We start from the raw sequence: 12,931 nt of genomic DNA, 5'->3' as shown, positions 1-12,931 counted from the left end.
CGTTATGGAACACATCACATTATCTTTCCCTGCTAACCGCACCTTCAGCGGCAGAGCCCTTGCAGGAGTCGTTGGTTCCGGTGATATGGAAGTACTGTTCACCGCAGCCGAAGGGCAAACGCTGAGTATTGATATTACTACCTCTCTCGACAACAGCGACGCTCGCTGGAAGGCGCTGTTCGATCGCCTCAGCCTGATCAACGGCCTGCCTGCCGGGCAGCTGGTGATCCACGATTTCGGCGCGACGCCGGGCGTTGCGCGCATCCGTATCGAACAGGTTTTTGAAGAGGTGAGCCATGCGTAACGATCCGAGTTTTATCGAACTGCGCGCCCGCGAGCGCGCTCATGCGCTGCTGGACGAGGGCAGCTACCGCGAATTGCTTGATCCTTTTGAGGGCATCATGTCGCCCTGGCTGGCGCCGCAGGGCGTCGTGCCGCAGTCCGACGACGGCATGGTGGTGGCGCGCGGCACCATTAACGGCCAGTCCGCAGTGGTCATCGCTATCGAGGGAACCTTCCAGGGCGGCAGCATGGGCGAAGTCTCCGGCGCGAAAATGGCGGCGGCGTTAGAGCTGGCGGCGGAAGACAACCGCAACGGCATTCCGACCCAGGCGGTGCTCTGCCTGGAAACCGGCGGCGTGCGTCTGCAGGAGGCGAACCTGGGGCTGGCGGCGATTGCCGATATCCACGCCGCTATCGTCGATCTGCGCCGCTATACGCCGGTTATCGGCATTATCGCCGGCACCGTCGGCTGCTTCGGCGGCATGTCGATCGCCGCCGCGCTCTGCAGCTATCTGATCGTCACGCGCGAGGCGCGTCTGGGGCTTAACGGCCCGCAGGTTATCGAGCAGGAAGCGGGCATCGAAGAGTACGACTCGCGCGACCGTCCCTTTATCTGGAGCATGACCGGCGGCGAAATCCGCTACGCGAGCGGCCTGGCCGACGCGCTGGTCGATGACGGCATCAACGCGGTGAAAACCGCGATGAATACCTTTATTGAGAAGGGCGTACCGGCGCAGCACCGCAGCGACAAATATGCCGACTTCCTGCCGCGTCTGACCCGCTTCGATACGCGTCAGCAGGCAGATACGGCGCAGATTAAACAGCTTTTTGCCCGGGAGGATAAATAATGACCCAGACTATCAGCCGCGGTGCGACCTGGCTGGAAAAACTGGCACCTAATGCGCAGCGCCTGAGCGGCCTGTGCGACTCGGTTCAGGTGGCTGACGGCGAACTCAACGGCGAGCGCGTACGTCTGATCGCCGTCGTGCCCGATGCAAACAACCACTACCCGCGCGCCGCGCGCGGCGAGATCGGGCTACTGGAGGGCTGGACGCTGGCGAAGGTGGTGAACGAAACCATCGACGCAGATAAAAACAGCGACGTGAAGCGCCCGATTATCGCGGTCATTGACGTGCCGAGCCAGGCCTATGGTCGACGCGAAGAGGCGTTCGGCATTCATCAGGCGCTTGCCGGCGCAGCGGGCGCCTATGCCAAAGCGCGTCTGGCGGGACATCCGGTGATCGGGCTGATTGTCGGCAAGGCGATGTCGGGCGCGTTTCTGGCGCACGGCTATCAGGCGAACCGTCTGATCGCGATTAATGATCAGGGCGTGCTGGTGCATGCGATGGGCAAAGCGTCCGCCGCGCGCATTACGCTGCGTACGGTCGAGGCGCTGGAAAAACTGGCGGCGACCATTCCGCCGATGGCCTATGACGTCAGCAACTTCGCCACCCTTGGCCTGCTGGCCGATCTGCTGACCATCGGCAACCCGGACGCGCCTTCTGACGCCGATCTGGCACAGGTGGAAATCGCGCTGCAAAAGGCGATTGCCGACGCCCGTCAGGATCCATCGCTGAAAACCCGACTCGGCGCGGAAAACCGCCGCAGCTCCTCCCTGGTGCGCGAGCGTATGCGCGCCGCCTGGTAAAACACAGAAACAGATAAAAAAGACCTGCCGAAATCGGTCTGCTCGGGGCGCGTCGTCGCGCCCCGGAGTGAGGGCCGCTTTTAGAAATTATAAACATCGCGTGACTGGAATCTTATTTCTTAAATACAGGTGATTTATGATTTACATAATTGTTCATGCCCTTGCTCCAATCTTTGTGATTATGCTGCTGGGTTTCTGGGCCGGTAAAGCCGGTATGGTCGACAATAAAAACGTCTCGCTGCTGAATATCTTCGTGATGGACTTTGCGCTGCCTGCCGCGTTGTTTAGCGCCACGGTGCAAACCGCCTGGCCTGGCATCGTGGCGCAGTGGCCGCTGATTGTGGTGCTCACCGGCGCCATGTGGATTACCTATGCGGCTATCTATTTTCTCGCGACCAAAGTCTTTAAAAAATCCCCGCAGGATGCGGCGGTGCTGACGCTCACCGTGGCGCTGCCAAACTACGCCGCGCTGGGTCTGCCGATCCTCGGCAGCGTGCTGGGCGAAAACGCCACGACTTCGCTCTCCGTGGCGGTGTCGATCGCCTGCGGCTCGGTGCTGCTGACGCCGCTTTGCCTGCTGATTCTGGAACGCGAAAAGGCGCGCGCCGCCGGCGAGGATCACGGTTCCACCTTCGCGATGCTGCCGGTGCTGATGTGGCGTTCGGTGAAAAAACCGATCGTGCTTGGCCCGCTGGTGGGTGTGATACTGTCGGCCATCGGCATTAAAATGCCGGATCTGGTGCTGGCGGCGATTAAACCGCTCGGCCTGGCGGCGACGGCGGCGGCGCTGTTCCTGACCGGCGTCATTCTCTCTGCGCGTAAGCTGAAACTCAACGCCGTGGTCGGCGTCGGCACCGTTGCCAAGCTGTTGATCCAGCCCTTTATCGCCTGGGGCATCGTCGCCGCGCTCGGCCTGAGCGGCCCGGTAGCGATTACCGCGATTCTGATGATCGCGCTCTCCGCCGGTTTCTTTGGCGTGGTGTTCGGCAACCGTTTCGGCGTGCAGTCGCCCGATGCGGAAGCGGTGCTGCTGCTTAGCTCGGTGCTCTGTATTCTGTCACTGCCGCTGTTTATTACGCTGACTTCAGGAATTTGATATGACGATGACCCCGCGCCCTCACGACCTGCTCTGGCTTCGCGCCGACAGCGCGCTGCTGTCGGTGAAAGAGGCGTGGGTCAGCCAGCACTGGCACGTCGGCCTGCCGGTGGTGGTGCGGCGCGACGTCGCGACGGCGGAGCGGATCCCGGTTGGCGTGCGCGGCGAGCGACGGGAGCAGCGCGCCGCAGCGTGGGTGCAGGCGGCGGATATCCTGCGCGTCACCACGCCGGAAATGCTCGCCGATCGCGTCTGCCTGCTGGCGTCGCCCTTTGTCGCTTACCGCCCGGTCCAGGCGGCGCTTGCGCTCAGCGAGCGCCGCTGGCCCTGGCGCTGGGGCGTAACCGGCAGCGTCGGCTATGCGCTGGCAACGGCTATTCCGGTGCTGCATCCCGGCAGCGATCTCGATTTAACCATCCGCGCGCCGCAGCCGCTGGCGCGCGACCTTTTACAGCAGTGGCAGGCGCAGACGGAGAGTTTGCCCTGCCGCGTTGACACCCAGGTTGAAACGCCGTCAGGCGCGTTCGCGCTCAGCGAGTGGCTGCGCGACGGGCGCGCGCTGGTGAAAACTGCCGCCGGCCCGGTGCTGACCGCGTCGCCCTGGAGCAGGGAGACTTTATGAAAATCCTCTTTACCTTTCCTGGCCAGGGCACGCAGCGTCCCGGCATGCTGCGCAATCTGCCTGACGGAGACGCGCTGCTGAGCAGCGTGCGCGCCGTGCTGGGAGAGGAGACCGACGCGCTCGACAGCCCGGAGGCGCTGCGCCACACGCGCGCCGTACAGCTCTCTCTGCTGATCGTCGGCGTCGCCTGGGCGCGCGAGCTGATCAGAAACGGCGTGAAGCCGGACATCGTCAGCGGCTTATCTATCGGCGCCTTTCCCGCCGCCGTGGTGGCGGGCGCGCTCGATTTCAGCGACGCGCTGCGGCTGGTCGCCCTGCGCGGCGATCTGATGGAGAGCGCTTATCCCCACGGCTACGGCCTGACCGCCATCGTCGGGCTGACGCTCAGCCGGCTGGAAAAGCTGATGGCGGGCAGCAATACCTATATCGCCAATATCAATGCGGAAACTCAGACGGTGATCGCCGGACGCGATGAGGATATGGCGGCGGTGGCGCAAAAAGCGCTCGACGCGGGCGCCAGCAAGGCGGCGCGGCTGGCGGTCAGCGTGCCGTCCCACTGCGCGCTGCTGGATAAGCCGGCGGCGGAGTTGGCCCGCGCCTTCGCCTCGGTCTCGCTGTCCCGACCCTCATGCGCCTATCTGAGCGGCTCGACCGGCCGCGTGATCTGGGAGCCCGCCAAAATCGCCGACGATCTGGCGTTCAATATGGCGCGTACCGTGCAGTGGAGCGACGCGGTGATCGCCGCCAATCAGCGCGACGCCAGGCTGGCGATTGAGATGCCGCCGGGCAATGTGCTGACCGGGCTGACGCACCAGGCGGGCTGGCAGGGAGAGGCGATCTGCATGGAGCGCAATAGCGTTGAGGTCGCGCTCCACCTGGCTAAACGGCTGAGTCAGTAAGGCTGCGCGCGTACATGCGGCCTTCCGCGGCGAGCGCCAGCAGATCCTGATCGCGCTCGCGATGGTGCGAGTAGACGATGGAAACCCGCTGGCGCATCTGGTAGGGCTCTGCCAGCCGGACCAGCTGCACGCTGTTTTCATAGACCTTCTTCATGCGGCCCGGGATCAGCGAGAAGCCCATGCCCGCCTGCACCAGGCTCACCAGAGAGAAGATGTCGTTTACTTTGGTGACGATGCGCGGTTCAAATCCAGCCACCTGAAACGCCTCCTGAAAGCCGGCATAGGTGGCGAAGCCCTCCGCCAGCGAGACAAAATCGCGATCGGCGAAGTCACGCAGATCGGCGTCGCGCGAGGTATCGAGCTTTTCGCCTGCCGGCGCGGCGAGAAAAATATGGTCGTGAAACAGCGGGATCACATCAAAATTGGGGTTGCTGAGTTCGCCGCTGTCGGTGGCGATTAAAATCGCGTCGAGCGCATCGTCCTCAAGCATATTGAGCAGCATCTGGTTGGAGCCCATGGTCAGATCGAGCTCAAGCGCGGGGCGTCGCAGCTTCATGCCCATAATCAGACGGGGAATGGTCTCCAGCGTAAGCGAGTAGAGCGTGCCGAGCCTCAATCGACCGCAGCCTACGCCTGCCACCTGTCTTGCCTCTTCTATGCCTTTGCTCATCAGCGCGGTAACATCCTGGCAATACTCCAGCAGCGTCCATGCGGCGGGCAGCGGCACCAGATTGCGCCCTTTATGGATAAACAGCGGGCAGTTGATTCCCTCTTCCAGCGTGTGCAGCGCGCGGTGCACGCTGACGCTGCTGAGATCGAGCGCCTCCGCCGTGCGCGCGATATTGCCTTTGTTCATAAACATCATAAAAACGCTAAGCTTGCGGAAGGTAATCTCCTGATTGATATCGTTATTCATGCTTTATCCTTCGCGGGTGTCCTTAAGCGGGCGTAAATAGTCATCCTGGCACGACAGAAGAGGCAAAGCCCAGCGCGCAGTGCCAGAGAATGAAGGCTTTACCGGCTAAGTGTACTGTTAATCCTGCATTCCGCAGGGAATATAAGCTGGCGCCGCAGAGCAGGTATTGATCCGGCAAAGAGAAGAGTGAATAAACGCAGAGAGGGAAGAGGTCAGTAGAGGTTTAAAAACCAAAGGCCGCGCAGGCGGCCTCTGAAAACGCTTATTGGGTCAGTTCGGCTGAAACATAGGCACCGTTATTAAAACGCGCGCCGGTGATTTTATAGGAGGCGCCCGCCTGATGCGCCTGGGCGGCAATCTGCGCTTCCGCCGCGTCCAGAGTAGAGGCTGAAGCGGTAATGGTCTGCGCGAAGCTGCCGAAAGAGACCAGCGAAAGTGCGATAACAGCGACGAAATTTTTGATGGTTTTCATGGTCGATTCCTTTGTGAATTTTTCTGTTTGTGAGGCGGTTTGCCTCGATGGAGTGATAGTGCGCCTGACCAGGATAATTTAAAAGCTGACTTAATTGCTTTGGTTAATCAAAAAATATGAATGACTAGATGGCGCGACTTCTTTGTTCACACCTGGAAGAGAAGGCGATGTGCGGCAAGCGGCAAGGAGGGAGAAAGCCCCGGACACATCAGGGCTTGAGGGCAGGCAGTTTAGTAAAGGGTGTTCTTTAAGCGTTCCGGCAGCGCCTGGTCATAGGCCTCGCCGTCTATTTCCGCCTGCGAAAGCTGATGCAGGATCGCTCCCGGCGTGGGTAGCCTGTCACGCGTTATCTGCGCGGCGGGATCCCAGAGTTTTGAGCGAATAATCGCCCGGCTGCACTGAAAAAATACGCTCTCCACCCTAATGCGCAGCACCGTTTTCGGCAGCTGATTGTTGACGGCGAAGCGGGTAAGAAGATCGGGATCGTTGCGGATCTCCGCCGTTCCGTTCACCCGCAGCGTTTCGCCGATGCCGGGTATCAGAAAAAGCAGCGCCACGCGATTATCGTGCAGAATATTGCGCAGGCTATCGATGCGGTTATTGCCGCGTCGGTCAGGCAGCAATAGCGTCTTCGCATCTTCAATAACGATGAAGCCTGCCGGATCGCCTCGCGGCGAGACGTCAAGCCCGCCCGGTCCCGAGGTCGCCAGCGCCGCAAAGGGCGCCGCCTCGATAAAAGGGCGGTAGGCGGGATGGATATGGTCGATCTCCTTGGTCAGCGAGGGTCTGGCGACCGCGCCATAGATCTGTTCCAGTTCCGCTTCGCAGGTAATGTTTCTCTTTTCATCCGTCATTACGTCACCGCCTCAGTATGCAGGAATGCGCCTCACTCTTTTATACAGCAGCGCGGCCGGCGACGCACCGGCTGTCGAGGCTAAGTCGGCAACAGCCCGGCCTGGGCGTAGCTCTTCACCAGGCTATCGAACAGCGCGATATCCGACCGGCCGCGCGCCATCAGCTGGGCGCCGGCGATAGCCGCATAAATAGCCTGCGCCCGACTGTTGCGATCTTCGTCGCTGGCGATGCCCGCTTCCTCAAGCTGAGCGGCGAGCCAGGCGATATTGACCTCGGCGAAGATCTTCACCTCCTGTTTTACCTGATCCGGCAGATCGTCATACTCCGCCGCCATAAAGCTCGCCATGCAGATGCGGTTGTCGCGCTCCAGCGAGCGGCGAAAGATCTCGGGGTAGCGTCGCAGACGGCTGAGCGCATCCGGCTCGCTTGCGCGCAGCGCGTCCAGATCGGCCGCGGTCTCTTCCCAGTAGCGTCTGGCGACGGCCGCGCCCAGCTCCGCCTTGCTGGGAAAGTGGTGATAGATGCTTGCCGCCTTGATGCCGACCTCGCTCGCCAGGCTGCGGATATTCAGGCCGCTATAGCCATGCGCCTGCGCGCTCAGGCGCGCCGCGTGAAGAAGGGCCTCTTTAGAGGTTTTGCTCATACTCGTTCTCCTGTCAGTTAGTGAATATTCTAACATGTGTTAGGTAGGTGTTGACAAGAAGAGGATTAAACCGCTAACTTAAAACCTACCAAGCGTTAGATAGGTAATTAATCATGAGCAAAGAGATCTTTTTTTCCGACGCCACCCGCCTTGCCGAACTGATCCGCCGCCGCGACATCTCGCCCGTTGAGGTGATGCAGGCCCATCTTGATCGTATCGAAGAGACCAACCCGCAGGTCAACGCCATCGTCACCGTCGCCGCTGGCGCGCTGAAGGAAGCCCGCGCGGCAGAAGCCGCCGTGATGGCGGGCGAACCGCTCGGCCCGCTGCACGGCGTGCCTTTTACCGTCAAGGACTCGATCGACACCGCTGGCGTGATGACCCAGCGCGGATCGCCCATTTTCAAAAACCGGCTGCCGACCGAGGATGCCACCAGCGTGGCGCGTATCAAGGCCGCTGGCGGCATTCTGCTGGCGAAAACCAATCTGCCCGAGTTCTCTTACTGGATTGAAAGCGACAACCTGCTTTCAGGCCGGTCAAACAACCCCTGGGATTTAAGCCGTACGCCGGGCGGCTCCAGCGGCGGCGAGTCGGCCGCCATCGCGGCGGGGATGTCTCCGCTGGGACTGGGCACCGATCTGGCGATTTCGGTTCGCGGCCCGGCCGCGCAGACCGGCATTACCTCTATGAAGGCCACCCACGGCAGCGTGCCGATGACCGGCATCTGGCCGCGCGCGCCGCGCCGCTTCTGGCACGTCGGCCCGATGGCCCGTTCGGTTCGCGATCTTGCGCTCGCCTTTTCACAGCTCTCTGGCCCGGACGGGAAGGATGCTTTTTCCAGCAGCGCGCCGCGCCTTTCTGACGGGCTGGCGTTTAACGCCAGCCGGCCGCTGCGCATCGGCTGGATGACCGGCCCCGGTTTCGGCCCGGTCGATGGCGAGGTGGCGTCCGTGGTCAGGGCGGCAGCGCAGGCGTTGAGCAGTATGGGGATAGCTATTGAGCAGGTTGGCATTCCGGCGCTGGAGCGGGACGTTGCGCTGAATGTTTTCAACCGCATCCACGTTATGGAGATGAAGCCGGCGTTCGCGGCCGCCACCGCCGGTCGTCGACCGGACGAGATCTATAAAATGGCGAACACCATGCTCTCGCTGCCCGATACCTCGCTGGCCGATTTTATCGACGCCGAGCAGGCGGCGGAACGGCTGCGGGATGGCTTCGCCGACTACTTTTCACGCTACGACGCGCTGATCACCCAGGTGCTGCCGATCCCGGCCCATAAGCACGGCGTCGAGCGCTTTATCATTGACGGTCAGAGCGTGGATGCGACCTGGCTTCAGGGCGCGACCGTGCCGCTCAACGTGACGGGCCTGCCCGGCGTCGCGCTGCCTTTTGGCCGCAGCCGCGAAGGGCTGCCGATTAGCGTGCAGATTATCGGCAAATGGCACGACGAGGCGGCGATTCTGCATATCGCCTCGCTGCTGGAGGCCGTCAGCCCGATGAAGGGCCTGCATCCCTCGCAGTAACGGCGACGGGCGCTGTTGCTGGGTGTTATTTCAGGCCGAGCTTTCGGGCCAGACGGTGCAGGTTGCCGGGATCGATCTCCAGCTGACGCGCGGTTTTGGCCCAGACTTTGCCGCTGTTTTCGTAAACATAGCGAATGTAGTCATGCTGAAACTGGCGCGTCGCCTCCGCCAGGCTTCTTATCGGCAGCGAGGTCAGCGGCGCGGTCGGCGCGGGGCCTGCCGCTGCGTCCGCCGGGGTTTCGCCTTCGAGGCTGAAGTGCTGAGGCAGCAAAACGATTTCGCCGCTGCGCGACTCCGCCTGCGCGATAATCACCGCGCGGTAGATGGCATGCTCCAGCTCGCGCACGTTTCCCGGCCAGTTCGCCGCTTCGAGCAGGGCGCGGGCGGCCGGGCTGAGGGCGATGCTGAGCAGACCGAACTTTATTCGGCACTTTTCACAGAAATAGCCGGCAAGCAGCACGATATCGTCGCGACGCTCCTGCAGCGACGGCACGAACAGGGGGAAAACGCTGAGTCGGTGATAAAGATCCGCGCGGAATTTCCCCTCCGTGACCGCTTTGCGCATATCCATATTGGTCGCCGCGATAATGCGCACGTCGACGGTCAGGGCTTTATCTTCGCCCACGCGCTGTAGATCGCCATACTGCAGCACCCGTAGCAGTTTGGCCTGCAGCGAGAGCGGCAGTTCGCCAATCTCATCAAGAAACAGCGTGCCTTTATCCGCCAGCTCGAACTTGCCTGGCCTGTCGTGAATCGCACCGGTAAATGCGCCTTTGACGTGGCCGAACAGCTCGCTTTCCGCCACGGTTTCCGGCAGCGCGGCGCAGTTGAGGTAGATCAGGGGCTGGGTAGCGCGATGGGAGAGGCGATGCACCGCCTGGGCGACCAGCTCCTTGCCGGTGCCGGTCTCGCCCATAATCAGGACGCTCAGGTCAGACGGGGCGACCACGGCGATCTCTTTTTTCAGATGGGTGAGCGGCGCGGATTCGCCAACGATCTGCATCTCCTCGCGCTCTTCCGGCCGCCTGTGCGGCGGGATAAACGAGGAAGCGGGCTGCTCGAGCTGCTCCACCAGCAGGGCGTTGTTCAGCGCGCCGGCGGTCAGGCTGGCCAGCACGCGCAGCTCCTCGTCGCTATAATCATCGAACTGGTGCGCGTCCATGCCGTCCAGGGTAAGGGCGCCGATCAGCGTCTGGCCTGCAAACAGCGGCATGCCGACGCAGGCGTGCACATGCAGCTCGCCCTGTTCGGGGATCAGGCCGTCGTAGGGATCGGGCAGATCGTTGTCTGCGGGAAAGCGCACCACGTCGCCCGCGCGCGCGATCGCCTCCAGCCGCGGATGCGCATCAAGACTAAAGCGGCGGCCCATCACGTCAGGCGCCAGCCCGGCGGTGGCCAGCGGTCTGAACTGCTGGTTTTCATAGCGCAGCAGGGCGGTCGCGTCGCAGTTCAACGCCTGGTGGATGCCTTTCACCATCTGCATAAAACGGTCGCGCTCGCGCACGCCGTTCTGAATATCCACGGCGAGCGCCGCCAGGGTGTCGACTGAGAGAGCCATAGTGTCACCTGTACAGGGAGTGTCTTTATAACAATAGAAAGGGTTGTTATAAATACAATGCTTATTTTCTCTTTTGACCTAAATCAATAGCTTAAGAAGTGGCACGGAATATGCCTCATTAGCGTAGTGAATACCGCTAAGGAACAAACCGATGTCCAGCCACGCAACGTTAAAAGCGCTCAGCGCAAAACAGATCAAAGCCGCCGCCAACGCCCTGCGCTGGGCGGCGTTCGGCGGCCGCCGCGGCCCCCATTTTACCTACTATCAGAGCTCGCCGGACCGGCTTCATTTCGAAACCGAATATGACGGACGTAAAGCCTGGGTAGATTTAGATGTTCCCTATACGCCGTTGTCGCTGCTGATCGCCGGTTCGCTCCTGCTTCAGCAGCTTAATACTTATGTCGGGTGAAACCATGACGCATCTGGATGAAGTGATTACCGCGGTCGACGCCGCCATCGCCAACAATGTTATTCGCGAGATGAACGAACTGCTGTGCGAACTCAGCGAGGATAGCCAGCTGACGCGCGAAGAGCGCTTTACCCAGCAGCAGCGCCTGCGCGTTGCGGTTTTTAAGCACAGCACCGAGAAACACGAGCTCGCCGAGCAGCGCCGGGAATGGCTGACGCGCGGCGGCATCATCAGCTAGAGGAGGCCCACCATGGCTCACAGCATTCCTGCACATTTCGTTCATACCCGCTCCACGCCTTTCTGGAACAGAGAGAGCGTGCCCAAAGCGCTGTTAACCCATCACAACACCAAAAAAGGGGTGTATGGCCGGCTCTCGGTGATGCGCGGCGCGGTTAACTATTTCGGCTTCGCCGGTGAAAACGAGGCGGAACCGGAAATGGCGCTAACCATCAACGCCGGTGAGTTTGGCATTAGCCCGCCGCAGTACTGGCATCGCATCGAACTGTTGACCGAGGAGACCTGCTTTAATATCGACTTTTTCGCCGATCCCGATGGCGCCCTGGAGGGCGAAGGGTTTGCGCGCGAGGTGCATATTCCTGCGCGCTAAGCAGCGTTACGCCCCTGGCCCGCTTCGGCGGGCTTTTTTGTCTCTGCCACATTGTATTTAAGACAACGGCATGTGAATAAAACACGCTTTTTTATTGTCTTTTAAACAGCGGTATAAATTAATAAGTATATAAATCAGTAATATAAAAACTGGCACGCCGGATGCAATGCAGTAAGGGAATCCACCTTAAGCTAACAGGGCATCTGATGAACATTCACGTCAAAAACAATATTTTTTGGGTCGGCAAACGGGACTGGGAAGTAGAGCATTTTCACGGCAAAGAGTACAAGATGCAGCGCGGCACCAGCTACAACAGCTACCTGATCCGTGAAGGAAAAAACGTTTTAATCGATACCGTGGATCTCAAGTTCCGCAGCGATTTCGTCAAAAACCTCAGCGAAGAGATCGATCTGAAACAGATCGACGCCATCGTGATCAACCATGCGGAGGAAGATCACGCCGGCGCCCTGGCTGAGCTGCTGGCGCTGATCCCCGGCACGCCGATCTACTGCACCGCCAACGGCGTGGAGTCGATTAATGGTCATCACCACCATCCCGAGTGGAACTTCAACGTGGTGAAAACAGGCGACTCGCTCGACATCGGCAACGGCAAAAAGCTGATCTTCGTGGAAACGCCGATGCTGCACTGGCCGGACAGCATGATGACCTATATGACGGAAGATGCGGTGCTGTTCAGCAACGACGCCTTCGGCCAGCACTACTGCGATGAGCACCTGTTTAACGATGAAGTTGACCAGCATGAGCTGTTCGACCAGTGCCAGCGCTACTTCTCCAATATCCTGACCCCTTTTGCGCGCCTGGTGACGGCGAAGATCACCGAGATCCTCGGCTTCAATCTGCCGCTCAGCATGATCGCCACCTCTCACGGCGTGGTGTGGCGCGACAACCCGGCGCAGATTGTCGAGCTCTACCTGAAGTGGGCCGCCGATTACCAGGAAGATCGCATCACTATCTTTTATGACGCCATGTCGAACAATACCCGCATGATGGCGGACGCCATCGCGCAGGGCATTCGCGAGACCGATCCGCGCGTCGCCGTGAAGGTCTACAACGTCTCGACCCACGACAAAAATGAAATCATCACTTCCTGCTTCCGCTCCAAAGGCATTCTGGTCGGCTCCTCCACCATGAACAACGTGATGATGCCGAAGGTGGCGGGCATGCTGGAAGAGATCACCGGGCTGAAGTTCCGCAATAAACGCGCCTCCGCGTTCGGCTCCTATGGCTGGACGGGCGGCGCCGTCGACCGCGTGGCGACCCGTCTGCAGGATGCCGGTTTCGATATGACCATCGCCCTGAAAACCAAATGGCGTCCCGACCTCTCCGCGCTGGAAGCGTGTCGCGAACACGGCCGCAGCATCGCGCGCGCCTGGGCGCTCT

Annotated in this window: 16 protein-coding genes; 11 read left to right on the top strand and 5 right to left on the bottom strand. The window is 60.8% G+C overall.

All coding sequences use genetic code 11. From position 1 onward, the window contains the following. The first annotated feature begins 4 nt into the window (after nt 1–4). The 6 genes from mdcC to mdcH all read left to right on the top strand — a co-directional run bounded on the left by mdcC (nt 5) and on the right by mdcH (nt 4,547). Nucleotides 5–304, top strand: coding sequence for a malonate decarboxylase acyl carrier protein (gene mdcC / locus B3229_RS09780; protein WP_103795029.1), 300 nt, complete (start codon nt 5–7; stop codon nt 302–304). Next, nucleotides 297–1,130 (top strand): biotin-independent malonate decarboxylase subunit beta, encoded by an 834-nt coding sequence (locus B3229_RS09775; protein WP_286870465.1) that lies wholly within the window; start codon nt 297–299, stop codon nt 1,128–1,130. The genes mdcC and B3229_RS09775 overlap by 8 nt, the downstream gene beginning before the upstream one ends. After that, nucleotides 1,130–1,930 carry a biotin-independent malonate decarboxylase subunit gamma gene (gene mdcE / locus B3229_RS09770; protein WP_286870464.1) on the top strand — a complete coding sequence of 267 codons (801 nt, stop codon included), beginning with the start codon at nt 1,130–1,132 and terminating at the stop codon, nt 1,928–1,930. Before B3229_RS09775 ends, mdcE begins: the two co-directional genes overlap by 1 nt. 136 nt (nt 1,931–2,066) lie before the next feature. Next, nucleotides 2,067–3,026 carry an AEC family transporter gene (locus B3229_RS09765; protein ID WP_286870463.1) on the top strand — a complete coding sequence of 320 codons (960 nt, stop codon included), beginning with the start codon at nt 2,067–2,069 and terminating at the stop codon, nt 3,024–3,026. Nucleotide 3,027: 1 nt separating this feature from the next. Further along, a complete protein-coding gene (locus tag B3229_RS09760) occupies nt 3,028–3,648 on the top strand; it encodes a malonate decarboxylase holo-ACP synthase (protein WP_286870462.1) in 621 nt (206 codons plus the stop codon). Then, the gene (gene mdcH / locus B3229_RS09755; protein WP_277269133.1) at nt 3,645–4,547 is read left to right on the top strand and encodes a malonate decarboxylase subunit epsilon; all 903 of its coding nucleotides are present in this window, start codon (nt 3,645–3,647) and stop codon (nt 4,545–4,547) included. Before B3229_RS09760 ends, mdcH begins: the two co-directional genes overlap by 4 nt. Here mdcH and B3229_RS09750 read toward each other — a convergent pair. The 4 genes from B3229_RS09750 to B3229_RS09735 all read right to left on the bottom strand — a co-directional run bounded on the left by B3229_RS09750 (nt 4,528) and on the right by B3229_RS09735 (nt 7,433). After that, the gene (locus tag B3229_RS09750) at nt 4,528–5,463 is read right to left on the bottom strand and encodes a LysR family transcriptional regulator (protein ID WP_286870461.1); all 936 of its coding nucleotides are present in this window, start codon (nt 5,461–5,463) and stop codon (nt 4,528–4,530) included. The genes mdcH and B3229_RS09750 overlap by 20 nt on opposite strands. 262 nt (nt 5,464–5,725) lie before the next feature. Then, nucleotides 5,726–5,935, bottom strand: coding sequence for a YdgH/BhsA/McbA-like domain containing protein (locus B3229_RS09745; RefSeq protein ID WP_286870460.1), 210 nt, complete (start codon nt 5,933–5,935; stop codon nt 5,726–5,728). Nucleotides 5,936–6,165: 230 nt separating this feature from the next. After that, on the bottom strand, nt 6,166–6,789 hold the full coding sequence (locus tag B3229_RS09740; protein ID WP_286870459.1) for a pyridoxamine 5'-phosphate oxidase family protein: 624 nt from the start codon (nt 6,787–6,789) through the stop codon (nt 6,166–6,168). A gap of 80 nt (nt 6,790–6,869) precedes the next feature. Continuing rightward, nucleotides 6,870–7,433: a TetR/AcrR family transcriptional regulator gene (locus B3229_RS09735; protein WP_286870458.1), complete on the bottom strand. Its 564-nt coding sequence runs from the start codon at nt 7,431–7,433 to the stop codon at nt 6,870–6,872. 113 nt (nt 7,434–7,546) lie between these two features. Here B3229_RS09735 and B3229_RS09730 point away from each other — a divergent pair, with 113 nt between their 5' ends. Then, the gene (locus tag B3229_RS09730) at nt 7,547–8,956 is read left to right on the top strand and encodes an amidase (RefSeq protein WP_286870457.1); all 1,410 of its coding nucleotides are present in this window, start codon (nt 7,547–7,549) and stop codon (nt 8,954–8,956) included. A 25-nt stretch (nt 8,957–8,981) separates the two neighbouring features. On the opposite strand, the gene norR is transcribed toward B3229_RS09730, so the two are convergent. Then, on the bottom strand, nt 8,982–10,514 hold the full coding sequence (gene norR / locus B3229_RS09725) for a nitric oxide reductase transcriptional regulator NorR (protein WP_286870456.1): 1,533 nt from the start codon (nt 10,512–10,514) through the stop codon (nt 8,982–8,984). A 151-nt stretch (nt 10,515–10,665) separates the two neighbouring features. Between norR and B3229_RS09720 the strand changes: the two genes are divergently transcribed. The 4 genes from B3229_RS09720 to norV form a co-directional block, all read left to right on the top strand. Then, on the top strand, nt 10,666–10,923 hold the full coding sequence (locus B3229_RS09720) for a hypothetical protein (protein WP_277269139.1): 258 nt from the start codon (nt 10,666–10,668) through the stop codon (nt 10,921–10,923). A 4-nt stretch (nt 10,924–10,927) separates the two neighbouring features. Then, a complete protein-coding gene (locus tag B3229_RS09715) occupies nt 10,928–11,161 on the top strand; it encodes a DUF2526 family protein (protein WP_277269140.1) in 234 nt (77 codons plus the stop codon). 12 nt (nt 11,162–11,173) lie between these two features. Beyond that, nucleotides 11,174–11,530 (top strand): DUF1971 domain-containing protein, encoded by a 357-nt coding sequence (locus B3229_RS09710; protein ID WP_286870455.1) that lies wholly within the window; start codon nt 11,174–11,176, stop codon nt 11,528–11,530. Nucleotides 11,531–11,736: 206 nt separating this feature from the next. Further along, nucleotides 11,737–12,931 (top strand): anaerobic nitric oxide reductase flavorubredoxin (gene norV / locus B3229_RS09705; protein WP_286870454.1); only part of this gene is annotated, 1,195 nt, incomplete at its 3' end.

The organism is Pantoea sp. UBA5035 (assembly GCF_002415245.1).
In the GTDB taxonomy this organism is placed as follows: Bacteria; Pseudomonadota; Gammaproteobacteria; order Enterobacterales; family Enterobacteriaceae; genus Pantoea; species Pantoea septica.
Note: the sequence above shows the minus strand (reverse complement) of the source record. Positions and strands in the feature narration are given on the sequence as shown.